The organism is Streptomyces sp. NBC_00249 (assembly GCF_026342355.1).
GTDB lineage: Bacteria > Actinomycetota > Actinomycetes > Streptomycetales > Streptomycetaceae > Streptomyces.
Genome location: NZ_JAPEMV010000011.1, coordinates 73,155 through 96,343, shown reverse-complemented (window position 1 = coordinate 96,343; position 23,189 = coordinate 73,155). Strand labels below are relative to the sequence as shown.

The following is a 23,189-nucleotide window of genomic DNA, read 5'->3' as shown; positions in this document are numbered from 1 at the left end:
ACCTGCATGTTTGCCTGACGGAGTGTGTCCCCCAGGACACATTCGGGCTCGTCAAATGTGTACCCAGCGAGCACATTTGGCCGGAAAATCAAGCACACGTTGATTTTCGCGGAGGCTCGGCGCGCTGCGGATCGGCGCAGGTCAGGGCATCGGACGGAAGAGCGCCAAGGGCCAGGCAGGGCGTCGGGGTTCGAACAAGGTGTGCCGCCATCGCGACAACCGAAATCAAGCAGCCGTGGACTTTCGGGGCTTTCTCGCGAAATAAGTACACGCCCCGTGTAGTTTCGGCGCATGTGCGGGGGAGGGGTACTCGGGCGTGGGCCCTCCGGCGCGCCGACGCGTCAAAAGACAAGCCCTCGTTGATTTTTTGGATAGTCTCGGACCGCCTGAGTAACAAGGAGGTCCTGTGACATCTGATCCGCCCGCCCGTCGTCGACAGCGCGGGCCCCGGCCTGTCCCCGCTCCCGCCACCGCGGGCAGCGATGCCGAGTACGGCGACATCCTGGCCGTCCTCGGCCAGCAGCTCGGGGAGCAGGTGGCCCAAGTCGCCGACCCCCGGGGCCGGCGCCGCCTCAAGGGCGTGCACCTGGAGTACGCCGCGGACCCGAGGTCCGTCCACGACATGGCCGGTGGCGCCGGCTACAGCCTGGCCAGCAACTGGTTCACCCAGCTCCTGGCCCAGCTCGCCGTGGCCAACAGCATCACCAAGTCCCAGCTGTGCGTCTTCCTGTTCGTCGCGGGCGGGCAGGTGCCGGGCACCGGCATCACCCAGTACACGCAGCAGGAGATCACGGACGGGCTGAACAAGATCGCCGCACAGAAGGGCGGCAAGATGATCACTCGTTCGACGGTCAACCGTGCCGTCCAGGCGCTGTGCGGCTACAACTGGGTGGAGAAGGCCGGAAACGGCCGGATCCAGATCAACGTACGCCTGTGGTTCCAGGGCAACAGCACCGCCCAGCAGGAGGTTCTCGCGGAGATCGCCGAGAAGCACGGCAACGACCCGGAGTCGTTCCCGTACGCGCTGGGGCCGGAAGGGGCCCACCAGGAACAGCTGGACCTCGACTTCGGAGTCGAGATTCCCGCTCCCGGACGGAGGCGTACCGGGTGATAGTGCTGTCAGGCCCACGCACGGGCGACCGTTCACGAGGAAGGCCGTTCCATGGCTAACGTCATGTCTCCGATCGTCGCGGAGCGCATCTGGGCCCTGCCGCTGTCAGGGTCTGCCGTCAAGTTCCTCCAGTACCTCGTCTCGCGCAGCGACTTCGGGGGAGCGCTGCCGGTCCGGCAGAAGGACATGGCGGCCGAGTACGGGGTCACGCCGCAGGCCGTCAGCGGGCTCATGGCGCCGCTGTGCGACCTGAACATCGTCCTGCGGCCGCGCAGCGAGGAGCGCAACGGCAACTCCTACCGGCTGCACCCGCTCGCGGCGAAGTACGAGAGCCCGGAGGCGATGGAGGCGGCGTTCCGCACGGCCCTCGTCCGCATCCAGGCCGGGGACCTGCCCAACCTGAAGCTCCCCACGTACCACCAGGCCCCGCCCACCCCGACGGGCCGGCCGAAGCTCCAGGTCGCCTGACCGGACCCGGGCGGAGACCCCGGACAAGACGGAAGGCCCTCCACCATGGTGGAGGGCCTTCCGCGCCTGAGTAACAGTTGGTCCCCCGAGTATATCCGCCAGGCGCGGGCTGCACACGGCTGGCATCCGCGACGTCGCCCGACCGTGTCTCGGCCCGAGCCGGAACTCCGCCACCACCAGATTCCGCGAAACCGTCGGGAACGGCACCCGCCCCACGTATCGTTGCAGCTCACGAGGCCTGCTCCCCGCGTCCGCGGGGGATGAACCCCGGTGCTGCAGTTCGATCGTGTACAGGGTTGCCTGCTCCCCGCACGTGCGGGGATGAACCGCCGCCCGGGTTGACGTTGGGCGTGAACTCCAGCTGCTCCCCGCACACGCGGGGATGAACCCCGGGCGCCCGACGGCTCAGCGATCGGGGTAGGGCGCCTGGGCCACCTGGAGGACGATCTTGCCCTGGAGGTGGCCCCGTTCGGCGTGGAGGTGGGCGTCGGAGGCCTCGTGGAGGGGGAAGACGGTGTCGATGCCGACGCGCAGGCGGCCCGTGTCCGCCAGGCGGGCCAGTTCCGTGAGGTGGGCGCCGTTGGAGCGGACCTGCCAGCCCGCCACCGTGATGCCCAGCGCGGCCGCGCGGTGCGGGGCGTAGTCGCCGAGGAAGACGGGGGCGAGGTGGCCGCCGCGGCGCAGGGCCGGGAGGAGGCGGTGGGCGTCGGGGCCGCCGACCGCGTCGATGAGTACGTCCACCTCTTCCCGTACGGCATCCTCGACGGCGGTGCGGGTGTAGTCCACGAACCGGTCGGCGCCCAGGTCCTCCAGGAAGCGTTCGTGGCGTCCCGAGGCCACCGCGACGACCTGTGCGGCGCCCGCCGCCCTGGCCAGCTGCACCGCGAAGTGGCCCACCCCGCCGCCCGCGCCGTTGACCAGGACCGTGGCGCCCTGCGCGTCCCCGAGGCGCAGGTGCTCGAAGACGAACTGGTACGCCGTCAGGCCCGCCATCGGCACCGCCGCGGCCTCGACGTGGCCCAGCGCGGCCGGTTTGCGCGCCAGGTGCGCGGCAGGGGAGACGACGTACTCGGCGTACGCCGAGGCCCGGCCGCCGGGGAAGTCCACCAGGCCGAAGACCTCGTCGCCGACCCGCCACCCGGTCACCCCGGCGCCGAGGGCCGCGACGACGCCGGAGATGTCGGTGCCCGGGGTGAAGGGCAGCGGCCAGGCCGGGCGCATCGCCTCGGGGATGTTCGTGAAGCCCTGGCGGGCGTAGCGGTCGGGCGGGTTGACCCCGGCCGCGTGGACCCGTACGAGCACCTCGCCCGCTCCCGCGGCCGGCCGCGGGACCTCCTCGTACAGCAGTTGCTCCGGGCCCCCGAAGGCGTGCACGCGTACGGCCCGCATCGTTTCCGTGGTCGTTCCCATGGTGACTGTCCTCCCCGAACGTCGAGTGGGCGCCCCGGGCCGTTAGGATCGGCGGGATCCAGATCCGGAGCACTGCTCCGGATATTAAGCGGAGCAGTGCTCCGGTTGTCAACGTCAGGGATTTCCATGCCAGATGAGCCCACCGCCGCGCCAGGGCAGCGCGCAGACGCCCAGCGGAACCGGGAACGGATCCTCGAAGCCGCCGCCGAGGCCGTCCGCGAACAGGGCACCCAGGCCTCGCTACGGGACGTCGCACGCCGCACGGGCGTCGGACTCGGCACGCTCTACCGGCACTTCCCGACCCGCGACGCCCTCCTGGAGGCCCTGCTGCGCACGGGCTTCGACCACCTCGCCGCACGGGCCGACGAACTGCTGGCCGACCGCGGCCCGACCCCCGAGCGGGCGCTCGCCGACTGGCTCGGCGAGTTCACCCTCCGGGCCGGGGCCTTCCGGGGACTGCCCGCCTCCCTGATGGCCACGCTCGGGGACCCGGACTCCGCCCTGCACGCCTCCTGCCTGGCCATGCGCGAGGCCGGCGGCCGGCTGCTGCGCGCGGCCCAGGACGCGGGGGCGATCCGCCCCGACGTGGACGGCACCGACCTGTTCGCCCTGGTCAACGCCCTCAGCTGGGTCGCGGACCAGGCCCCTTCCATCGCCGCCCGCCGCGCACACCTGCTGACCCTGATCACGGACGGCCTCGCCCACCCGGGGACGGGTGCGCGGGCTTGAGTCTCCAGCCGGTGGAGAGCTGAGGGTGGCGGCATGAACAGTCACGAGCTCTACCCGATCGGCGAGCTGGCCCGGCGCACGGGCAGCCCGGTCAGGACCATCCGCTTCTACTCCGACCACGGGATCCTGCCTCCCGCCGGCCGCACCCCGGCCGGCTACCGGCTCTACGACGAAGCCTCCGTCGCGCGGCTGGAGCTCGTACGGACCCTGCGAGACCTGGGCCTGGACCTGGAGGCGGTACGGAAGGTCGTGGACCGGGAGCTGTCCCTGCCACAGGTCGCGGCGGCGCACGCCGAGGCCCTGGACGTACAGATCCGGGTCCTCCGGCTGCGGCGTACGGTGCTGGCGGCCGTGGCCGAGCGGGGCGCCACCCCCGAGGAGACCCGCCTCATGCACCGGCTGGCCAGGCTGTCCGAAGCCGAACGGCAACGGCTCGTCGATGACTTCCTGGACGCCGCGTTCGGCGGCGTGAGCGCCGATCCGGCATTCGCGGGGATCAGGCGCTCGATGACCCCGGAACTGCCGGAGGATCCCGGTCCGGAGCAGGTCCGGGCCTGGGTGGAGCTGGCCGAACTGTCTCAGGACCCCGGTTTCCGTGCCCACGTACGGCACATGGCCGAGGAGCTGGCCGCCGGGCGTGCGCACAGCGGGCCCGGACCGTCCCGTGGGCTGGCAGTGACCGTCGGCGAGCAGGTCGCCCCGGCGGTGGCCGCGGGCACCGAACCCGACTCGCCCCGGGCCGATCCCGTCGTCTCGGCCCTGCTGGCCCGCTGCGCGCCCCTGCTCTGTACCGGGGGAGGGGAGGGCGCGGCCCGCCGGGAGCTCCTGGCCCGGCTGGAGGGCATGAACGACCCCCGCAGGGAGCGGTACTTCGCCCTGCTCGCCGTCGTCAACGGCTGGCCCCGCCCGGAGAGCCCGGGGCCGGTGCTCGACTGGGCCGTCCAGGCTCTGCGTGCGCGCGTGGGGCAGCCGTGAGGGGGCCGTGGGGGCCGTGCGTCGCGGTGCGTGGGTCCCCCGCTAGCGCGGGACCGGTACGGCCGGGCGTTCCTCGGGGGCGCGGTCCGCGACGGACAAGGTGCACTGGCCGTTCTCGCAGGTGCGCTCCAGGCGGCCCCGCGAGATCGTCTGCATCAGGCCGATCGCCCAGCACATCGGGCAGCCGCGCAGTGCCAGGGCCCCGACCGGCAGGAGCAGCAGGCTGACCGGGCCTACGGTCGGCAGGAGCGCGACCGAGGCGATCGCGCCGCCGAAGCCGATCAGACCCCGGACCAGGTGGCGGGGGAGGGATGAACTCGCGAAGTCAGGGCCGGCGGGTTTGGTGGCCGTGGTGGTCGTCTTCATGGGTGTCTCCCGTCGTGGGTTCGGGTGTGGCGCGGAGGGACTGCTGAACTGTGGTGCGGGCGCGGTGCAGACGCGATTTCATCGCGGCGGTACTGAGGCCGAGCGCCTCGGCGGCCATGCGTCCGCTGTAGCCCTGGATGTCCCGCATGATCAGCACGCGCCGCTGCTCGGCTGGCAGGGCGGCGATGGCGGCCGCGACCGTGCCCGCCTCGATGCGCTGCAGGACCACGTCCTCGGCGGAGCGTTCGGCGGCATCCGGCAGGGGTGCGTGGGCCCGCATCGTCCGTGCCCGTCGGAGGCACTCGTTGCGGACGATGCGGAACATCCACGAGGCCAGGGCGCCGGAGGCCCGTAGGGTCCCGATCTTGCGGTAGAGGATGATCAGGGCTTCCTGTGCCGCGTCCTCGGCGTCCTCGGGGGTGGCGCAGAGCGAGCGGGCGAACCGCTGGACGTTGGGGTGAGACCCCGACACCAGCGCGGTGATCGAGTCGACGTTGCCGCGCTGGGCGTCGACGATCAGCTGGTCGCCGGGCCAGGACGAGTCAGCCACGGGCTTGCTTGCGCTTGCGCAGGACGACGTAGCTGCACGTGCAGAGCAGCACGGCTGCGGCAGCGATGGCGATTCCGATGAGCATGAGGACCTTCCTGTTGGCGTTCCGACGGTTGTCGGTACACGTATAAGAGACGCGGGCCCGCCGAAAGGATTCGGGCTGGGGGTGGGAAAGTTGATCCGGCCGGCGGGAGCGGCCTGGCCGCGTGGACATCTGTGCCGGGCATCCGGGCATCCAGGCCGCTTCAGACCCTCCGGGCCATCGCGTGGGTTTCGGTCCCTCAGTCGGTCCCTGGGCTCCACGGCGGGTGCGGGAGCGTTGATCCGAGGGTCTCTGTCGTTCCAGCCCCTTTGGGGTTGAGTCCCTGCGGTTTCGGTCCCTGTGGGAAAAGGCCAGGTCAGGGCTGTTTTTGGGCCAGAGGGAGGGACTGAAGGGACCCAACTTTCCTGTTTCCAGCCTTTACGTGTGCGTGTGTATACGCGGGCGTATGAAGCAGGTAGTGCCATATTTCAGTTATAACTGCGAAGTTGAGTCCCTTCGGTCCCTCGAAAAACGACGATAGGGCCCCTGACCTGCAGGTTTAGCAGGGACTGAAAGGGTCAGGGACTGAAGGGTGGACGACGGCCTCTGGGACCCTGGTTCGGGTGGAGAGGAGAAGGGGGCGGAGGCAGGGGTTCCGGGCCCCGGCGGCTTCAGTCCCTGGGCGAGAGGGACCGGCGGAGGCCGGGTGGATCTCAGGGACCGAACGCCCCCGCCCCCGCCGAACTCGCCCCGAGGGACTCAAGGGACCGGAAAATCCATAAGGGTCGCCCGACCTGCGAGGTCCTGTCGGTCCGCTGCGCTAGGCTCCGCGATAGTGAAACTTCGGTCCCTTCAGTCCCTGACAGAAGGGACCGGCGGTCCGTCAAGCAGTACAACGAACCACTGACATCGCAGGTGACCCGTCGAGGAAGCAGAACGTGCCAGCCGATCCCGCCACCCGGCCTCACGCCGTCTCCGCCGCGGCTGAGCAGCGGCTCGGCGTCGCGCGCTGGTTCGCGGCGCGCGGCTACCCGGTGCACCCCCTCGCCCCCGGCGCCAAGACCCCGGCCCCGAACTGCCCCGACTGCCGGACCCACCCGCACCCGCCCACCGGCTGCCCCTGCCACGCCCGCAGCCACCGCTGGTGCCACGGCTTCCACGCCGCGACCACCGACCCCGAGGTGCTCGGCGCGTGGTGGCGCGAGGAGCCCGGGTTCGGGGTCGGCGTGTCCTGCGGTCCGGCCGGGCTCGTCGTCCTCGACGTCGACGCCCACGGCGCGCCCGTCCCCGAACGCCACCGCCTGCTCCCGGGCATCCGGATCGACGACCGCGTCGACCTGACGGGCCTGTCCTCCGGCTACGACACCCTCGCGCTCCTCGCCGCCCACCGCGCGCAGCCCCATCCCGCCGAGGACGCGGGCACCTTGCGCGTACGGACCCCGTCCGGAGGCCTGCACATCTGGTACCGCCTGCCGCTGGGCAGCCCGCACTTCCGCTCGTCCAGCGGCTCCGGCCCGCGCGTGGCGCTCGCCTGGCAGGTCGACGTCCGGGCCAGCGGCGGCTACATCGTCGCGCCGACGACCCGTACCGCCGCGGGCGTCTACGAGGCGCTGCCCGGGGCCCGTACGCCCGCCCCGCTGCCGCTGTGGCTCGCCGCGGAGCTGACCCGTACCGGCCATGCGTGCTCCGCGCCCGGGGGAGCCGTAACAGCGCCCGTACGAGGCCCCGTACGCCCCTCAGGGCCCGCGGGGGAGGGTCAGGGGGCCGGGGAGGCCCAGCGGATCCTGCGGCCCCTCCTGGACGCCGTACGGGCCTGCGCGGCCGCCCCGCGGGGCACGGCGTTCACCGAGAAGCTCAACCGCGCCGCCTTCACCGCCGGGGGCCTCGCCGCCGCCGGGCACATCCCGCACGCCGACTGCGCGAGCCTGCTGGCCGCCGCCGCCGAAGCCGCACGGCCCCACCAGAGCCGCAGGAACCGGCTCGTCATCGACTCCGCACTCCGCGCCGGCGGCACCCGCCCGATCCACCCCGAGGGACGTTCATGAGCAGCGCAGGCAGCACCGGGTTCGACGCGCACGCCGCCGCCGAGCAGCTCGCCGTCTTCAACGCGCCCGCGTTCGCGCCTGCTCCCGCGCCCGCGTCCCCTCCCGAAGCCGTCCCGCCCCAGCTGCCCGCCCAGCAGGGCGTCAACACCCCCCTGTCGCGCCCCGGCGACTTCGTCCAGGCGGGTCTGCTCGCCAACCTCACCGACCGGGGCAACGCCAAGCTCTTCGCGCACCTCCACAACCACCGCTTCCGGCACGTCGAGGGCCTCGGCTGGTACGTGTGGGACGTGTACCGGTGGAAGCGCACCGGCGGCGAGAAGGCGGCGATCTGGGCGGCGGGCGACATGGCCGAGGAGATGCCGCTGCACGACCCGCGCGGCCACTTCACCGACCGCGAGCTGACGCAGCACCGCAAGCGCTCCATGTCCACCTCCGGCGTCAAGGCGATGCTCGCCCAGGCGAAGGCCTCGCCGGAACTCGCCCTGGACCCCGACACCCTCGACGGCGACAAGTACGCCCTGTGCACCCCCGCCGGCGTGGTCGACCTGCGCACCGGCGCCCTGCGCGCCCCCGACCCGCGCCGCGACCTGCACTCCCGTGCCACCTACGTCGCCCCGCAGCCCATCCCCACGCCCCGCTTCGAACGCTTCCTGACGGAGACCTTCGGGGACGACGACAAGGGCAAGGAGATGATCCACTTCCTTCACCTCCTGCTCGGCTACTCCATCACCGGAGACGTCGGCGGCCAGGTCCTGCCCTTCCTCTACGGCATCGGCGCCAACGGCAAGTCCGCCCTCATGGACGTCGTCATCAAGATCCTCGGGGACTACGCGGACGTCGCCCCGCCCGGCTTCCTGATGGAGCGCGGCAAGTTCAACGAGCACTCCACCGAGCTGACCGAACTCCACGGCCGACGCCTGTTCGTGTGCAGCGAGCTCAAGCCGCACGACAAGTTCGACGAGGCCCGAGTCAAACTCCTCACCGGCGGCGACCGGCTCAAGGCCCGCCGCATGCGCCAGGACTACTTCAGCTTCGAACCCACCCACAAGCTGTGGCTCCTGGGCAACCACCGCCCCGAGGTCGGCACCGGCGGCCACGCCTTCTGGCGGCGCATCCGCCTCATCCCCTTCGACCGGGTCGTCCCCGACCACCGCAAGATCGACAACCTGGCCGAGGAACTCGTCGCCGACGAGGGATCCGGCATCCTCCAGTGGATGGTCGACGGCGCCATCGCCTACCTCGCCACGAAACCCTCCCTGGGCGGACCCACCGTCGTCCGCACCGCCACCCAGGCGTACGCCACCACCGAGGACCACATCGGCCGCTTCCTGGCCGAATGCTGCACGACGACCACCGCCGAGGCCGCCGACCCCCGCGACCTGCGCGTCGAACAGGGCGCCCTCTACCGCGCCTACAGCACCTGGTGCCAGGAGGGCGAAGGCCTGCGCCCCGCCACCACCCGCGCCTTCGCCACCCGCATCCGCGCCGAGGCCGGCCTCACCTCACCGAGCGAGATGCTCCGCTCCAACGGCCAGAAGTTCTACCCCGGCCTCGCCCTCCTCGCGGACGAGCCCCGTGCCTGACCCGTACCGGCGTACTGTCCGCAACCGGGCCACCCCTCTACGATGGAAGAGAACCACCATCACCACCGACGCCATAGCCGACCGCGCCCACACCACCGAGGAAGGACAAAGGCCATGAGTTCGCTGCTCGAACCGAGCGATCTCACCCACGAGGTCAACGTGGTGTGGCTGGAGGACCCCGAGGCGCTCGACTACGTACGCCAGGCCCTCGACAAGACCCCGCGCCGGCGGGGCAGGCCCCGCTACCACCGCGACGGCCGCATGATCGGCTTCACGGAACTCGGCGAGACCGCCGAAGCCGACCCCGACAGCGGCCTCCAGAAGCGCCGCGTCTTCTACCTCCTCCCGCACGACCGCGACGCCGAACCCAACGGCCTCTACCGCGAGGGCGCCCCGGGCGAAGCGGTGGACCCCCGCACGATCGAACCCCGCAAGGTGGGCCTCAAAACCCCCCGCTCCCAACGCGGCCTGGCGACGGCGGAACCTACGGTCGCGTGATCTGCCCGGAGATGAAGGCTCGTAGCTTCTCGTGCTGTTTGCGCAGGATCTTGGCGGGGACCGCGCCGGAGTAGGCGGTGAGCACACCGCCCGTGCGGACGACCGTGACGGGAACGGTGGTGTTCATCGCGATGCCCGGCACGGTCCAGTCGAAGGCGACGCTGTCGTCCCCGGCCGGCGGGGCCGGGCGCCGGCCGATGCGGATGCGCGCGTCCTGGTCCCCGTAGTTCAGGGTGTACACGAGGAACTCGCCGCACAGGGGCACCGCCTTCTTGAGCGAGTCCACCACCGCGGAGGCCTCTTCGACGGTGTGGCTGGACAGCACCACGGAGTGCAGCTTCTTGAAGTCGCGCTTCCCGGAGGTGTCGTCCCGCGGCCATATCTCGGCCGGGACTCTCGCCGCGGGTCGGGGCGGCTCGTGGTTCAGCCTGAAGTCGACGAGTGCCTGGCACGCCTGCGGGGTGTCCGGGCTGACCTTGCTCGGTATGGCCGTGTGGGGTGTCGCGGTAGGCGGTGAGTGGGGCTTGACGACGTAGCCCGGTATGTCCGTCCCTGACGGAAGTACGGACCTCAGCTCGGCCTCGGTCAGCACCCCCGGACGGGGCACCGGGGGCGGCCCCTCCGGCTCGCAGGACGTGGTGGTGGCCGCCACGCAGGCCGTCAGGGTGACGGCTGTCGCTACGGCACGCGGAAGACGCGGCATTCGGTTCCCCCATCGTTGACAGGCCATTCTCCGCCCCCTCCGGCCGACGCCGCGCGGGGGCGTCCGTTCAGGCTACGAGCAGGCGCAGGCCGAGGTCTGCCGCGTCGAGGTCGGCGAGGGCGCGGTTGCGCCCGGCCCACCGGCCGGAGGCGAGGTCGTCGCCGAGGCTTCGTACCGCCCGCTGTTCGGCCTCGGGCCCGACCCTCGTCCACACCGACATCGCGCGGCGCACGTGATCCTCCAGGTACGCCTCCGGCCGGCGCCAGTACGCCTCGAACAGGCCGTCGGCGCAGTCCCACGGGACGGGCACCGGCTCGGCGCGGGCCCCGATCGCGTCGGCCATCCCGGCGAGCGAGGGAAACCCGGCGAGGACGTCGGCGAACTCGGGCAGGTAGTCGCGGGTGAGCCAGAACCGGTCCTGCCATCCGGGCTCGTCGGTGTCGAACGTGAGCACCACCACGCGGCGGGCCACGCGCCGCATCTCGCGCAGCCCCGCTATCGGATCGCCCCAGTGGTGAACGGTGGAGACGGCCATCGCGACGTCGAAGGAGTGGTCCTCGAACGGCAGGCTCTCCGCGGCGGCGGCCACGCACCGCGCCGAGCCGGCAGGGCGCTGCCCGCGCATGACCGCCGATGGCTCGACCGCGGTCACGTCGCGATCGGCGGGCTCGTAGGAGCCGGTGCCGGCCCCGACGTTCAGCACCGTCCGCGGGTCCCCGAGCGCGTCCCAGATCTGCGCCGCGATCCGCGGCTCGGTACGCCGGGTCGCGGGGTAAGCGCCGCCGATCGCGTCGTACAGCCGTGCACCGAGCATCTCCAGTTGCTCCTCCGGTGTCACCCTCAGTCCCTTCGCCCGTGCCTCGAGTTCCCTGTCGATGGCCGCCACCATGGCGTCAGCCCGATCACGCCGCTCCAGCAGCAGGCCGCGCAGCCGGCGCAGGTGCGCGACCGCGTCGGTGGACGGGTCGCCGACCAGTTCCGCGACCTCCCGCAGCCCGAAGCCCAGCCGCCGGTAGGCCAGCACCTCCCTGAGCCGCTCCACGTCGCCCGCCGAGTAGGCCCGGTACCCGGCCGGGGTCCGGGCCGACGGCCGCACGAGTCCGATCTCGTCATAGTGATGCAGCGTGCGGACGCTCACGTCGGCCAGTTCGGCCACGCGTCCCACGGTCCAGTGATCTTCCACGGCACCGACTATGCGGCCTGACGTCACGTGAGGGTCAAGAGCCGCACTCACGGCAGCAAGCAAGGCCGGTTCAGGCCGACGGTGCCCGGTCCGACCACGCGTGCCGCCCGCCCCCGTACCCAAGACCGTGGCGGAGGCCCTCCAGAGAGCTTCCGCGCCCACGTTGGCCGCGCGCTGGGCGCGGGAGCGACCCCCGCCGAGACCCGCGCCGCCGTCCGCGCCACGGCCCCGTTCCGCATGACCCGCACCTGGCGCGCCCTGCACGTCCTCGACACCCTGCTGGCCGAACAGGAGGGGTCCGCCGGGGACGCGTGAGCGCCTGCCGCTTGCTCTCGGGGGGAGTGCCGGCCCTGGCTCGTTCGCGCAGTTGATGCGGTGGAAAGTGGCGGTTCACGGACGATGACGCGGATACCTGAGCCGGCAGCAGCGGGCGATGTCTGAATTGCCGGATTCCACGAAAGTGCGCGAATCTGCGATGCCGCGGCTGTAACGTGCCTGGTCAGAAAGCCTACTCCCCGCGCCCGCGGGGATGAACCCCTTCAGTCGCTGCCAGCCGCTCGTGAAGGCGACTACTCCCCGCGCCCGCGGGGATGAACCCTTGTCGTCGGCGATGACGACTTCCAGGCCCTTCTACTCCCCGCGCCCGCGGGGATGAACCCCCATGCCTGGCAAGGGTCGTTTGCCCGACACGCTGCTCCCCGCGCCCGCGGGGATGAACCCTGGGGGCCGTGATGGTGCCCGAACCCGAGACCCTGCTCCCCGCGCCCGCGGGGATGAACCCGTTCGCGATCCTCGCCGAGCTGGAGATCAGCGACTGCTCCCCGCGCCCGCGGGGATGAACCCCGGCCCGAAATCGTCGGTCGGCTTGCCCAGGGCTGCTCCCCGCGCCCGCGGGGATGAACCCGGCTACCACCTGTACATGTTCAGCCTGCAGTCCTGCTCCCCGCGCCCGCGGGGATGAACCCACCACCGTCCACTCGTACGGAGGGGTCACCGCCTGCTCCCCGCGCCCGCGGGGATGAACCCTTCTCCAGCGCCTCGTCGACCTGGCCCTGCTCCTGCTCCCCGCGCCCGCGGGGATGAACCCTCCAGGTAAGCGTTGTCAGAGTGAAGGGCCTGCTGCTCCCCGCACCCGCGGGGATGAACCCTGGCGCCCCACCTCCCTACCTGAGGTCAACGCCTGCTCCCCGCGCACGCGGGGATGAACCCAACGGGATCATCGACAACATCAGCCCGTGGACCTGCTCCCCGCGCACGCGGGGATGAACCCTTCAACCCCATCGAAGAGCCATACGCCGTCCACTGCTCCCCGCGCACGTGGCCCAGGCCCGCAAGCCTCCGTTCGGGGGACCTTGACCTGTTCGAGCGAGTTTCAATGGCGTCGGGTCAGGGGGGCCAAGCCCCAGGGCGGTGGCGGGAACATGTGTTCAGCGGCTGCCCTCGGACCGGGCGTGACTGGGCCGATCGGGGGGCGTTTCTAGAGCACCAGTGCCAGTTGTGCGTCCGTTCGGAGGGTGTTGTGGGGTGCTTGGCTGATTGCCGTTCTCGGCTTGCTGTATTCGAACGACCGGCTGTCGCATGCCGTGAGGCGTGGTTGAGGTGGGGAGCGTGAGCGGCGCCGGGGCCGACGGGATGTCGGAGTCCGAGCGGTTGTTGTTCGGGGGTGAGCTCGCCTACGACATCGGGTGGGAGCGGCACGAGGGGGCGTGGCTCCGGCTCGGGCTGTGGACGATGGCCAAGGGGCTGCCGCGGCTCGTCGGTACGGGGATGCGGCTCGCCTCCCTCGCCGACGCGCACGCCCTGCGGGTCGTCCTCGGCGCCGAGGTCGGCCGCGGTCTCACCCAGGCGGTCGGGCTCGTCGCGGTCAACAGCGTGCTCGGGCATCTGCTCACGGACGGCACCACCAACGAGCGGCTGGTCCGGGCCGTGCCCGCGCTCGTCGTCGTGGCCGGGGCGGCGTTGCTCGGTTCGCTGCTGCGGTCCGCGTCCACGGCGGCCACCGGCACGCTGGAGCCCAAGGTGCAGCGGGTGGCGACCGAGCGCTACCTCGGGCTGGTGCACCGGGTGGAGCTCGCGGCCGTCGAGGACGACGAGTTCCACCGGCTCCTGGACGCCGCCCGCTACGGGGCCGACTCCGCCCGCGGCATGATCCGTTACTGCACCAACACCCTGAACTCCGCGATTTCCCTCATCGCCGCCGCCGGCGTCCTCACCGTCCTGCACCCGGTCCTGCTGCCGTTGCTGGTGCTGATGACCCTGCCCAGCGCTTGGAGTTCGCTGACGATCTCCAAGCAGCGGTACATCTCCTTCCACACCTTCGTCCAGCACGCGCGGGCCGGCCACCTGCTCGGGCAGCTGCTGACCCAGCAGGAGGCGGCCGCCGAGGTGCGCGTCCACGAGGTGGGCCCGTTCCTGCTCGGGCACTTCCGGAACATGGCCGAGACCAGCGAGCGCGAGCAGACCCGGCTGGCCCGCCGGGCCGCGCGGATCGGGCTGGTCGCGGACGGCGCCGGCGGCGTGGCCACCCTGCTGACCTACGGGGCCCTCGGGCTGCTGCTGTGGGGCGGGGCCATGGAGCTGGCCGTCGCGGGTACGGCCGTACTGGCGATCCGTACGGGCGCCTCCAGCCTGGACTCCCTGGTGCTGCAGATCACCGACCTGCACCAGGAGTCCCTGTTCGTCGCCGACTACGAGCGGCTGTGCCGGGAGGCCGAGGCCCGGGCCATCCCGGTGGGCGGGGAGCCGTTGCCCGAGGAGGTGAGGGAGGTCCGGTTCGAGGAGGTCACCTTCACCTACCCCGGCAGCAGCGGTGGCGGCGAGCAGCCCGAGCCGACGCTGCGCGAAGTCAGTCTGTCCTTCCCCACGGGGAAGATCATCGCGCTGGTGGGGGAGAACGGCTCGGGGAAGTCGACCCTGGTCAAGCTGCTGGCCGGGCTGTACCTGCCGGACGAGGGCGGCGGGACGATCCGCTGGGACGACGTCGACGCCCGGACCGCGGACCGCGCGCAGGTCTTCGCCCGGGTCGCGCTGATGTCGCAGAACTTCTTCCACTGGCCCTTCACCTTCCGCGTCAACGTCGGCATCGGCGAGTCCGCCCGCCCGATCGACGACCGCGCGGTGGAGGAGGCGGCCGCGTACGCGGGGGCCGACGAGGTCCTGGCCGGCCTGCCGCGCGGGCTCGGCACGCTCCTGGCGCGCGGATACCGGGGCGGGCACCAGATCTCCGGCGGCCAGTGGCAGCGCGTCGGGATCGCCCGCGCGAAGTACCGTCGGGCCGAGATCCTCATCGTGGACGAACCCACCAGCGCGCTCGACGCGGTGGCCGAGCAGCGGGTCTTCGACCAGATCCGGTCCCTGGCGGCCACCACCGGGCAGACGATCGTACTGATCACGCACCGCCTGCACTCCGTACGTCACGCCGACCTGATCCACGTCCTGAAGGACGGCCGGGTCGCGGAGTCGGGGACCTTCGCCGAGCTGATGGACGAGAAGACCGGCACCGGGGACTTCCGCGACGCCTACCTCGTCCAGGCCGCCGCCTTCGACGCTCCGCTCCCGGGCCAGTCCGCCGGTGACCACGACGCGCTGCCCGCCGCGAAGGACCGTACGTGACCACCGCCCGCGCGGCGCCGCGTACGGCCCGGCGCATCCCCGCCCCGAAGTGCCCTTCCCCGTCCGCTTCCCCGAACCGCGAGGCCGCCTTGCCGTCCACCCGCCGCACCCACATCCCCGACCCACCGCGCCGAAGCGGCCTCGACGGCCCGGCCGAGCCGGTGAACGCCTCCGTGTTGATCCACGACGACCAGGGCCGCTACCTGCTCCACCTACGCGACGACGTACCCGGGATCTGGGAGCCGGGCGCCTGGGCCCTGCCGGGCGGCGGCCGCGAGCCGGGGGACGGCTCGCTGGAGGACACGGCCCGCCGCGAACTCCGGGAGGAGGCCGGGCTGGTGCTGCCCGTACTGGAGCCCTTCGACGTCGACCTGGTCCCCGGAACCGGAACCGACGGTACGGCCGTCCTGGTGCAGGTCTTCGCCGGCCGGTGGAACGGCGACCCGGCCGGCCTCCACCTCACCGAAGGCGTCATGCTGGCCTGGTTCCACCCGGCGGCGATGCCCCGCCTGCGGCTCAGCCCCTCCACCCTGGACCTGGTACGCCGGCACGCGGCCGCCACCCGCGCGGAAGTACCGCGGCCCGGACCACGGGCCGGCAGCGCGAGCGTCCCCCACGGCGTCGGCGTCCACCTCTACCTGGAGCGCGACGGCCGCGTCCTGCTCGGCCTGCGGCACCCCGACTGCGCGTACGCGGGCTCCACCCATCACTTCCTCGCCGGGCACTGCGAGCAGGAATCGGCCGTCAGCTGCCTGGTGCGGGAAGCGCAGGAGGAGGCCGGCCTGCTCATCGACCCGGACGACGTACACCTGGCCCACCTCGTGCACATCGTCGACGAGCCCGGCGGGCAGCCCCGGATGCAGCTGGTCTTCCGCGCCCGGCGCTGGCAGGGCACGCCCGAGGTACGGGAACCCGACCGCTGCCTGTCCTGGGACTGGTGGCCCGCCGAAGCCCTCCCCGACCCGGTCGTCCCCTACACCCGGGCCGCCATCGAGGGCATCCGGGCCGGCCGCCTCTACACCGAACTCGGCTGGACCTGAGGAGCAGACACCCGCATGACGACGACCCCAACCCCCGCGTTCCGTAGCCACCGCGACACCGCCGTCCCCTGGCTGCCCCAGGTCCCCGACACCCGGCGCGCCCGGTGAGCGGCGGCGCCCGGCACACCGTGCCCGTCGACGTCCACCTCGTCCTGCGCCGCGACGGCGAGCCGGGCGGCGGTGGCCCGGAAGTGCTGCTGTCCCGCCGGGCCGGGCCGGTGTACGCCGCCGGGATGTGGCACCTGCCGTCCGGGCACCTCGAACCGGACGAGGGCATGGTCGACGCGGTGATCCGGGAGGCCCGCGAGGAGACCGGCGTACGGATCGAGGCGCGGGACGTGAGCGTCGCCGTCACCGTCCACCACCGCCCGCCCCGGGGTGCCGGCTCCCGGATCGGAGTCTTCTTCGACGTACGGCGCTGGTCCGGCACCCCCCGGGTGCGGGAACCGGACCGCTGCGACGGGATGGGCTGGTACCCCCTCGACGCGCTGCCGGAGCCGATGGTGGCGTACTGCCGGGCCGGACTGGACGCCTACCGCGCCGGCCGGCCCGCCGCCGTGCACTTCCAGGAGCCCGGCGACACCGTCGAGCACACCGCCGACGGCGCCGACCGCACCCGCCTCCTGCCCGCCCCGCCCGTGGCCGGGCCGGATCTGCCCCACCAGCTGCGGCTGTTCGCGGAACAGGCCGTCGGCCGGGTCGCCGGGGCGGCGGAGGTCTCCGCGGTGCGCGGCGGCGGCAGCCGGGTGTGGCGGATCACCGGCGCCGACGGCGGCACCTGGTACCTCAAGCGGCACCGCGGCGAACGGTTCCACGACCGGGAGGTGGCCGCGTACCGGAGCTGGGTTCCCGCCCTCGGGGCGCGGGCGCCCCGCCTGGTCGCGGCCGACACCCCGGCGCGGGCCGTCGTCGTCACCGCCCTGGCGGGGCGTTCGCCGCACGGCATGCTCCTCGGCGCGGCCGCCGAGACCCGCCTCCACCACGAGCTGGGCCGCCTCGCGTCGGCCCTGCACCGCAGCGCCCCGGAGCAGCAGCCCGCCGGGTCCCCGGCCGCCCCGGTGAAGCAGCACTTGGAGGCGGCCCGGCCGTACCTGGAGGACGGGGACGGGGACGCGGAGCTGGTCCTCGCGCTGGCGGCGACGTACGAGGAACTCCCGCGGCCCGTCCTGGTGCCGACGCACGGGGACCTCCAGTACCGCAACGTCCTCCTCGCCGACGAAGGCGAGGACGCCGAGGTGAAGCTCCTCGACTTCGAGCGCTCGCAGTACGCCACCGCCACCCGGGACATGGTGCGCCTCGGCGACACGTGGACCGCCCGGCCCGAACTGCGCGACGCTTTCCTCGCCGGGTACGGCAGACCGCTCAGCCCCGTCGAGGAACTCCGCCTGGACTGCGAAGCCGCCTTCGACGCCGTCTCGGCCATCGCCTACGGCGCCACCCACCACGACCCCGGAACCGCCGAACGCGGCCGCCGCACCCTGCACCGCCTCCGCACCACCGCCGCCCGACGCCCGTAGTGCCGACGTAGGCGCAGACGGACGTCGTACGCCTCGACCGCGCTGAAGCGATCGACCGAAAAGGGGAGCACACGCACCGCATGAGCACCGCACCGACCGCACAGGACTGGCACGACCACTACGCCGGCGGCCGGGACTTCCGCCCGCTGACCGACCGTGAGAAGTCCCTCCTCCACGCCCATCTGGCCCTCCCGTCGAATGCGCTCGCCCCCCGGGCCCTGGACGTCGCCTGCGGCACCGGCGAACTGGCCCGACTCCTCGCCGCAGCCGGCTACCAGGTCGACGCGGTGGACTGGGCCGCGGCCGCCATCGAGCGGGCCCGCGCGGCCCCGTCGTACGGGATCACCTACCACCGGCTCGACGTCACCCACGGCGGCATCGCCGCCCTCCCGCCCGCCGGAGCCGGCTACCGCGTCATCACCCTGCGGCGGGCGCTGGCCCACCTGCCCGACCGCACCCGCACGGTGGCCGAACTCGCCGCGCTGCTCGCACCCGGCGGCACCCTGTGCGTGATCACCCCGCACGCCGACCGGCACCGCGCGGACCTGCGCGGGATCTGCCTGGACGACGCCGAGATCGGCCAGCTCACCGACGGCTGGGAGCACACCGAGCGCTTCGAGGCCGACGACTGCACCGTCCTGCTCCTCCGAGACCACGCGGCTGACGTCCGGGCTGCCGCGAGAGGGCTCCTGGACTCGGCTATCCACTCCTCGCCCATGTCGAGCGGCACGGAGACGACGATCTGAGTACTGGGCCCGTCGTGCACTTCGACCACGTAGGGGTCTTCGGCGATGAAGCGGAGGTGGGCCGAACGGCCGGCTCGGGGCCAGTCGGCGCTCAGCGGCTCGTCCGCCTCACTGCCCGCCTCACCGTCTTGCTCGGCTTCCTCGACGGCATCCAGCCGGATCACCTCGATCGGCTCGATCGTGTCGGGCTGTGTTGTCGTTCCCATGGCCGGAAACCTACGGCGGTCGCTCGGAGCCGGAACCGACGGGCGGGCACGCGGAATCCGCCGCCGGCGGGCTGGTCGGTGTCCGCGCGGCGACGGGGATATCCGTTTGTCGTCGCAGGTGGGCGTGCATAGGGTCGGCGGCATGACGACACGGCTTGTGCAAATCGCGATGAACGCTCGGGACGACTCCACGCTGGGCCGGTTCTGGGCGGAGGTGCTCGGCTGGGGTGTCGACAGCGAGGGACCCGGCGTGACCAACCTCGAACCCGTGGGCTTCGTCTATCCCGACCCCGTCGCCGTCTGCGTCGACGTCATTCGCGTACCGGAACCCAAGACCGGGAAGAACCGGGTGCACATCGACCTCGCCACCACCTCCGCGGCCCATCAGGCAGAGCTGGTCGCGCGCCTCGAGGCCCTCGGCGCGACGCCCGCCGACGTGGGCCAGGGCGACGTCCCGTGGACGGTCCTCGCCGACCCGGAGGGCAACGAGTTCTGCGTGCTGGAGCCGCGATCGATGTACCGGGACACCGGGCCGATGGCCGCGGTGGTGGTCGACTGCGCCGATCCGCGGGCCATGGCCCGGTTCTGGGGCGAGGCGATGGACTGGACCCTGCACGAGGTGACCGACGGTCATGCGCGGCTGCGTTCTTCCAAGGGCGTCGGCCCGTACCTGGAGTTCATCCGCACACCCGACGTGAAGACCGTGAAGAACCGCATCCACCTCGACCTCCGCCCGTACCCCGGAGACGACCATGCGGCGGAGGCGGCCCGGCTGCGGGTTCTCGGCGCCACCGACATCGACCTCGGCCAGGGCGACGTGCCGTGGACGGTCCTGGCCGACCCGGAAGGCAACGAGTTCTGCCTCCTCACCCCGAGCTGACGGCGGGCCGGCCGGAGCTGCGGACCGGGCTGGCCGGCCGCGCGTGACGACCCCGTAGGGTCAGCCGTGTCGCTTCGTCACGGCCCAGCCCGACGGCCCGGCGGCCCGGCGGCTACTGGATGTTCAGGCGGATCGGGTGCGCGGCGTCCAGCGGGCAGGTGAAGACGCGGAGTTCGCCGAACCGGCCGACGTTGAGGTTGGGGTCCTTGCCGCTGTCCACCGTCAGGAGCAGCCGGGTCCGCGCTCCGCAGGACGGGCAGTCGACCGGCTCCAGGTCCGTCAGGTGCCAGCTCGGCCAGCCCCCGGCCTTCCAGCCCGCGTGGCAGGACAGCTCGCGGTGGTACTCGGTGTCGCGGGCCTCCGCCCAGGCGTCGGCCCGTACGAGGAGTTCCTCCGGGAGCTCGTCCCCGTCCGGAAGGTCGGTCACCTCCAGCGGATCGAGGACACAGGGCCGGGGCAGATAACCGTCCACGGCATCCGTCGGCACGGGCCGCTCCAGGACGGCGCCGACCGACGCCGCCGAACGGTGGCGCAGCTCGACCGAAGGACCCCAGTAGTACGACTGCCCCGGCAGATCGGCGTGTTCCTCCGGGCACCACAGCACCTGCAGTACGTCCGTCCCCTCCGGCCAGTCGACCGTCGGTACGTCCTGCGCGCGGAGCTGGAGCACGGGCACCAGCGGTACGCCCGGCACGGTGGGCACCGGGACCCGGCGGATCCGCTCCCAGGTGATCATGTCGAGGGCGCCGGCGCCGTCCATGATGCGGGACTCGGTCTCGGCTTCCTCGTGCGTGAGTTCGTACGCGGCGTTCGGCCTGCCCGCCCGCCGGTCCCGCATGGCGCGGTCGATCCGCTGCCACGTCTCCCGGTCCTCGTCGGACAGCTTCTCCCGCACCGCGACGAGGTGCGGCCCCTCACACACGGGCCACGCCTCGTCGGCCGGCCACAGCAACGGACCGCCCACATGACTGTCGCGGGAGGTGGGACGGCCCGCTTCCGGCCGGAGCAAGGTGGCCTTGCGGGCGTACGCGGCGAGTTCGGGTATGTCAGCGAGGAGCGCGTCGACGCTCGGGTTCACGGTGGTCACACCGGACACCGTAGTTGGGCTGCGCGGTGGTGAGGGGCCTCGGCGACTTCCTGTGGGCCTCTTCTGCCGCCTGCCCGTCGCGTTCTGGTGCTGGGCCAGCGGCTACAGCAGCTGGCCCTGTGAGGTGACCGTGTACGCGCGGCCGCGGACGGCGGACCCCGAGGTGTCGCTGGCCGCGCCGCCCTCGTCGGACCAGGCCGACGTGGAGTCCGTCGCCGGCCGGCACGGTGAACTCGTCGCCCACCGGCGCCCCGTCGGGGCCGCCGTACCGCCGGGCGCGGAGGCGGTGGTCGTGGCGCCGTCGGCCTTGAGGAGCTGGCCCTTGATCGTGCCGTCGTCGCTGTCGCTCCAGCAGACCAGGTAGTGGGTCCCGAAGAGGGCGGCGACCGTGGGCTGCCCCTGGTCGCCGGTGGTGCTGGTGTTGATCAGGATCTCGGACATGAGTACCCGCCTCCGGGGGAGTCGTTCCTGTGTTCCTGTGTCACTGTCCACGCTACGGAGGGTGGTGGCCCGGAGGTGACAGCCCGTCGGGCGGGGTGCAGTGAACGGTGATGTCCGCCCAGTTCAGAGCGTACGTGGGCCAGGTGCGCGGCGTGTCGTGCAGGACGGGCGACGCCACGGAGGGCGACAGGTCAGCGGCATCGGCGGGCGTTGAGCCGGGCGGCCTGGCGGGTCAGGTGGTCGCGCTCGGCGAGGTTGGGCGCCTTGTGGGCCGCCTCGGCGTACAGCCGCGCCGCCGTCGCCAGGTCACCGTCGCGTTCGTGGAGGTACGCCGCCACCGCCGCGTGGCGGGGCAGTGAGGCGTCCAGCTCGGCGAGCGCCGTCAGGCCGGCGCGGGGCCCGTCGGCCTCCCCGACGGCGACCGCGCGGTTGAGCCGTACGACGGGGCTGTCGGTCAGGCGCGTGAGCTCGTCGTACCACTCGACGATCTGCACGCAGTCGGTCTCCTCGGCGGTGGGCGCGTCGGCGTGGAGCGCCGCGATGGCGGCCTGGGCCTGGAACTCGCCCAGCCGGTCGCGGGCGAGGGCCGCCTGGAGGATCACGACGCCCTCGGCGATCAGCCGCGTGTCCCACCGGCTGCGGTCCTGCTCGGCGAGCGGCACCAGGCTGCCGTCGGGCGCGGTCCGGGCCGCGCGCCGGGCGTGGTGGAGCAGCATGAGGGCCAGCAGCCCCGCCACCTCGGGGTGGTCGACGGCGGCCGCGAGCTGTCGGGTGAGCCGGATGGCCTCGGCGGCGAGGTCGACGTCACCGGAGTAGCCCTCGTTGAAGACCAGGTAGAGGACGCGGAGCACGGTGGCGACATCGCCGGGCCGGTCGAGGCGCACGTCGGAGACGGTGCGCTTGGCCCGGCTGATGCGCTGCGCCATGGTCGCCTCGGGTACCAGGTAGGCCTGGGCGATCTGGCGGGTGGTGAGCCCGCCGACGGCGCGCAGCGTGAGCGCGACGGCGGAGGACGGCGTCAGCGACGGGTGGGCGCACAGGAAGTACAGCCGGAGGGTGTCGTCCTCGGCGCTCGCGGGCCCGGGCGCCGGTTCCTCGTCGACGAGGTCCTCACGCCGGCGGCGGGCGGCGTCCGCCCGCAGCGCGTCGAGGAACTTGCGCCAGGCGACGGTGATCAGCCAGCCCTTCGCGTCCCGCGGCGGGTCGGCCGGCCAGACGCGGACCGCCTCGAGGAGGGCCTCCTGCACGGCGTCCTCGGCCGCCGCGAAGTCGGCTCCGCGGCGGACGAGGACGGCGAGTACGCTCGGAGTGAGGCTGCGCAGCAGGGCCTCGTCCATCTGAGTCACCCGGGGCACCTGAGGCACTGAGCGGTCACTCCGTGATGGTGGGGTGCACGCCCAGGAACGGGCGCAGCTCCAGCCACTCGTGGATCGGCTTCCCGCCCGCACCGGGCGCGGCCGACAGCTCCCCGGCCAGCTCGACGGCGCGCTCGTAGCTGTCGACGTCGATCACCATCCAGCCGGCGATGACGTCCTTGGTCTCGGCGAACGGCCCGTCCGTGACCGGCGGGCGCCCCTCACCGTCGTACCGGACGAAGGTCCCCTCGGGGGCCAGCGCCTGGCTGTCGACGAACTCGCCGGTCTTCTCCAGCCGGGCCGCGAAGTCGTTCATGTACTGCACGTGGGCCGAGATCTCCTCCGGCGTCCACTGGGCCATCGGCACGTCGTTGACCGAAGCCGGGGCGCCGCGGTAGTGCTTGAGCAGCAAGTACTTGGCCATGGTGTCTCTCCTCGCTGGTGCGACCCGTTCCGGTCGCGTTCACTACGGGGACGGAGCCGGTCCCAGGTTCTCGACATCGCCGTCCGATTTTCTTCGGGCTCGCGCCGTGGCCGGGTCCCCGGCATGGCGCGAGGGCGAGACCTTGGAAGATCGGCACCGGCCGAACCACTGAACCACGCGGCAGGGGTGAGTCAGCCGGTGGACACGGGCGCGGGTCCTCGTCCTCGGTGTCCTCGGC

22 protein-coding genes, 1 pseudogene and 1 CRISPR repeat array are annotated in these 23,189 nt (G+C 72.6%); of the genes and pseudogenes, 13 read left to right on the top strand and 10 right to left on the bottom strand.

The genetic code is table 11. The annotated features are described in order from the left end of the window. Positions 1-406: 406 nt before the first annotated feature. Positions 407-1,111, top strand: coding sequence for a hypothetical protein (locus OOK31_RS36105; RefSeq protein ID WP_267091661.1), 705 nt, complete (start codon positions 407-409; stop codon positions 1,109-1,111). A 51-nt stretch (positions 1,112-1,162) separates the two neighbouring features. Next, a complete protein-coding gene (locus tag OOK31_RS36100) occupies positions 1,163-1,579 on the top strand; it encodes a hypothetical protein (protein WP_267091660.1) in 417 nt (138 codons plus the stop codon). Positions 1,580-1,984: 405 nt separating this feature from the next. Here OOK31_RS36100 and OOK31_RS36095 read toward each other — a convergent pair whose 3' ends face one another. Beyond that, on the bottom strand, positions 1,985-2,989 hold the full coding sequence (locus tag OOK31_RS36095) for an NADP-dependent oxidoreductase (protein ID WP_267091659.1): 1,005 nt from the start codon (positions 2,987-2,989) through the stop codon (positions 1,985-1,987). Between the two features lie 126 nt (positions 2,990-3,115). Here OOK31_RS36095 and OOK31_RS36090 point away from each other — a divergent pair, with 126 nt between their 5' ends. After that, entirely contained in the window at positions 3,116-3,718 is a 603-nt protein-coding gene (locus OOK31_RS36090; RefSeq protein WP_267091658.1) for a TetR/AcrR family transcriptional regulator, read from the top strand. A 33-nt stretch (positions 3,719-3,751) separates the two neighbouring features. Beyond that, entirely contained in the window at positions 3,752-4,693 is a 942-nt protein-coding gene (locus tag OOK31_RS36085) for a MerR family transcriptional regulator (RefSeq protein ID WP_267091657.1), read from the top strand. Positions 4,694-4,735: 42 nt separating this feature from the next. On the opposite strand, the gene OOK31_RS36080 is transcribed toward OOK31_RS36085, so the two are convergent. After that, entirely contained in the window at positions 4,736-5,059 is a 324-nt protein-coding gene (locus OOK31_RS36080) for a hypothetical protein (protein WP_267091656.1), read from the bottom strand. Further along, on the bottom strand, positions 5,019-5,609 hold the full coding sequence (locus OOK31_RS36075) for an RNA polymerase sigma factor (protein ID WP_267091655.1): 591 nt from the start codon (positions 5,607-5,609) through the stop codon (positions 5,019-5,021). Before OOK31_RS36075 ends, OOK31_RS36080 begins: the two co-directional genes overlap by 41 nt. Before the next feature lie 960 nt (positions 5,610-6,569). Between OOK31_RS36075 and OOK31_RS36070 the strand changes: the two genes are divergently transcribed. From OOK31_RS36070 to OOK31_RS36060, 3 genes are all read left to right on the top strand, one after another. Next, positions 6,570-7,676, top strand: a complete 1,107-nt coding sequence (locus tag OOK31_RS36070) for a bifunctional DNA primase/polymerase (RefSeq protein ID WP_267091654.1) — start codon at positions 6,570-6,572, stop codon at positions 7,674-7,676. After that, positions 7,673-9,259, top strand: coding sequence for a phage/plasmid primase, P4 family (locus tag OOK31_RS36065; RefSeq protein ID WP_267091653.1), 1,587 nt, complete (start codon positions 7,673-7,675; stop codon positions 9,257-9,259). Before OOK31_RS36070 ends, OOK31_RS36065 begins: the two co-directional genes overlap by 4 nt. A 114-nt stretch (positions 9,260-9,373) precedes the next feature. Next, positions 9,374-9,757: a DUF6009 family protein gene (locus tag OOK31_RS36060; RefSeq protein ID WP_267091652.1), complete on the top strand. Its 384-nt coding sequence runs from the start codon at positions 9,374-9,376 to the stop codon at positions 9,755-9,757. Here OOK31_RS36060 and OOK31_RS36055 read toward each other — a convergent pair. After that, positions 9,744-10,460, bottom strand: coding sequence for a hypothetical protein (locus tag OOK31_RS36055; RefSeq protein ID WP_267091651.1), 717 nt, complete (start codon positions 10,458-10,460; stop codon positions 9,744-9,746). The two genes, OOK31_RS36060 and OOK31_RS36055, sit on opposite strands and share 14 nt — an antisense overlap. A 67-nt stretch (positions 10,461-10,527) precedes the next feature. Beyond that, positions 10,528-11,625: a MerR family transcriptional regulator gene (locus tag OOK31_RS36050; protein WP_267091848.1), complete on the bottom strand. Its 1,098-nt coding sequence runs from the start codon at positions 11,623-11,625 to the stop codon at positions 10,528-10,530. 99 nt (positions 11,626-11,724) lie between these two features. Here OOK31_RS36050 and OOK31_RS36045 point away from each other — a divergent pair, with 99 nt between their 5' ends. From OOK31_RS36045 to OOK31_RS36025, 5 genes are all read left to right on the top strand, one after another. Further along, positions 11,725-11,958 (top strand): hypothetical protein, encoded by a 234-nt coding sequence (locus OOK31_RS36045; RefSeq protein ID WP_267091650.1) that lies wholly within the window; start codon positions 11,725-11,727, stop codon positions 11,956-11,958. Positions 11,959-12,151: 193 nt separating this feature from the next. Further along, a CRISPR array of direct repeats spans positions 12,152-12,974; the repeat unit is 26 nt; unit sequence CTCCCCGCGCCCGCGGGGATGAACCC. Positions 12,975-13,275: 301 nt separating this feature from the next. After that, the gene (locus tag OOK31_RS36040) at positions 13,276-15,255 is read left to right on the top strand and encodes an ABC transporter ATP-binding protein (protein ID WP_267091847.1); all 1,980 of its coding nucleotides are present in this window, start codon (positions 13,276-13,278) and stop codon (positions 15,253-15,255) included. Beyond that, positions 15,252-16,295, top strand: coding sequence for an NUDIX domain-containing protein (locus OOK31_RS36035; RefSeq protein ID WP_267091649.1), 1,044 nt, complete (start codon positions 15,252-15,254; stop codon positions 16,293-16,295). Before OOK31_RS36040 ends, OOK31_RS36035 begins: the two co-directional genes overlap by 4 nt. Positions 16,296-16,399: 104 nt before the next feature. After that, complete coding sequence (locus OOK31_RS36030; protein WP_267091648.1) at positions 16,400-17,812, top strand: NUDIX domain-containing protein; 1,413 nt, start codon at positions 16,400-16,402, stop codon at positions 17,810-17,812. A gap of 80 nt (positions 17,813-17,892) precedes the next feature. Further along, entirely contained in the window at positions 17,893-18,558 is a 666-nt protein-coding gene (locus OOK31_RS36025) for a bifunctional 2-polyprenyl-6-hydroxyphenol methylase/3-demethylubiquinol 3-O-methyltransferase UbiG (RefSeq protein WP_267091647.1), read from the top strand. Here the strand turns inward: OOK31_RS36025 and OOK31_RS36020 are convergent. Then, positions 18,537-18,764 (bottom strand): annotated as a pseudogene (locus OOK31_RS36020) (hypothetical protein); the annotation flags it as partial. The gene OOK31_RS36025 and the pseudogene OOK31_RS36020 sit on opposite strands and share 22 nt — an antisense overlap. A 142-nt stretch (positions 18,765-18,906) precedes the next feature. On the opposite strand from OOK31_RS36020, the gene OOK31_RS36015 reads away from it, so the two are divergent. After that, on the top strand, positions 18,907-19,644 hold the full coding sequence (locus OOK31_RS36015) for a VOC family protein (RefSeq protein WP_267091646.1): 738 nt from the start codon (positions 18,907-18,909) through the stop codon (positions 19,642-19,644). A gap of 112 nt (positions 19,645-19,756) precedes the next feature. On the opposite strand, the gene OOK31_RS36010 is transcribed toward OOK31_RS36015, so the two are convergent. The 4 genes from OOK31_RS36010 to OOK31_RS35995 all read right to left on the bottom strand — a co-directional run bounded on the left by OOK31_RS36010 (position 19,757) and on the right by OOK31_RS35995 (position 22,951). Then, positions 19,757-20,731 (bottom strand): hypothetical protein, encoded by a 975-nt coding sequence (locus tag OOK31_RS36010; RefSeq protein WP_267091645.1) that lies wholly within the window; start codon positions 20,729-20,731, stop codon positions 19,757-19,759. 102 nt (positions 20,732-20,833) lie between these two features. Continuing rightward, positions 20,834-21,172 (bottom strand): hypothetical protein, encoded by a 339-nt coding sequence (locus tag OOK31_RS36005; protein ID WP_267091644.1) that lies wholly within the window; start codon positions 21,170-21,172, stop codon positions 20,834-20,836. Between the two features lie 191 nt (positions 21,173-21,363). After that, positions 21,364-22,509, bottom strand: coding sequence for an RNA polymerase sigma factor (locus OOK31_RS36000; RefSeq protein WP_267091846.1), 1,146 nt, complete (start codon positions 22,507-22,509; stop codon positions 21,364-21,366). Positions 22,510-22,543: 34 nt separating this feature from the next. Continuing rightward, the gene (locus OOK31_RS35995; RefSeq protein ID WP_267091643.1) at positions 22,544-22,951 is read right to left on the bottom strand and encodes a YciI family protein; all 408 of its coding nucleotides are present in this window, start codon (positions 22,949-22,951) and stop codon (positions 22,544-22,546) included. Positions 22,952-23,189: the final 238 nt, after the last annotated feature.

What these genes read in the sequence shown, in the direction of transcription:
- OOK31_RS36100 (WP_267091660.1), top strand. Translation starts at nt 1,163, where the DNA reads ATGGCTAACGTCATGTCTCCGATCGTCGCGGAGCGCATCTGGGCCCTG.
- OOK31_RS36095 (WP_267091659.1), bottom strand. Translation starts at nt 2,989, where the DNA reads ATGGGAACGACCACGGAAACGATGCGGGCCGTACGCGTGCACGCCTTC.
- OOK31_RS36090 (WP_267091658.1), top strand. Translation starts at nt 3,116, where the DNA reads ATGCCAGATGAGCCCACCGCCGCGCCAGGGCAGCGCGCAGACGCCCAG.
- OOK31_RS36085 (WP_267091657.1), top strand. Translation starts at nt 3,752, where the DNA reads ATGAACAGTCACGAGCTCTACCCGATCGGCGAGCTGGCCCGGCGCACG.
- OOK31_RS36080 (WP_267091656.1), bottom strand. Translation starts at nt 5,059, where the DNA reads ATGAAGACGACCACCACGGCCACCAAACCCGCCGGCCCTGACTTCGCG.
- OOK31_RS36065 (WP_267091653.1), top strand. Translation starts at nt 7,673, where the DNA reads ATGAGCAGCGCAGGCAGCACCGGGTTCGACGCGCACGCCGCCGCCGAG.
- OOK31_RS36060 (WP_267091652.1), top strand. Translation starts at nt 9,374, where the DNA reads ATGAGTTCGCTGCTCGAACCGAGCGATCTCACCCACGAGGTCAACGTG.
- OOK31_RS36055 (WP_267091651.1), bottom strand. Translation starts at nt 10,460, where the DNA reads ATGCCGCGTCTTCCGCGTGCCGTAGCGACAGCCGTCACCCTGACGGCC.
- OOK31_RS36040 (WP_267091847.1), top strand. Translation starts at nt 13,276, where the DNA reads ATGTCGGAGTCCGAGCGGTTGTTGTTCGGGGGTGAGCTCGCCTACGAC.
- OOK31_RS36025 (WP_267091647.1), top strand. Translation starts at nt 17,893, where the DNA reads ATGAGCACCGCACCGACCGCACAGGACTGGCACGACCACTACGCCGGC.
- OOK31_RS36015 (WP_267091646.1), top strand. Translation starts at nt 18,907, where the DNA reads ATGACGACACGGCTTGTGCAAATCGCGATGAACGCTCGGGACGACTCC.
- OOK31_RS36005 (WP_267091644.1), bottom strand. Translation starts at nt 21,172, where the DNA reads ATGTCCGAGATCCTGATCAACACCAGCACCACCGGCGACCAGGGGCAG.
- OOK31_RS36000 (WP_267091846.1), bottom strand. Translation starts at nt 22,509, where the DNA reads ATGGACGAGGCCCTGCTGCGCAGCCTCACTCCGAGCGTACTCGCCGTC.
- OOK31_RS35995 (WP_267091643.1), bottom strand. Translation starts at nt 22,951, where the DNA reads ATGGCCAAGTACTTGCTGCTCAAGCACTACCGCGGCGCCCCGGCTTCG.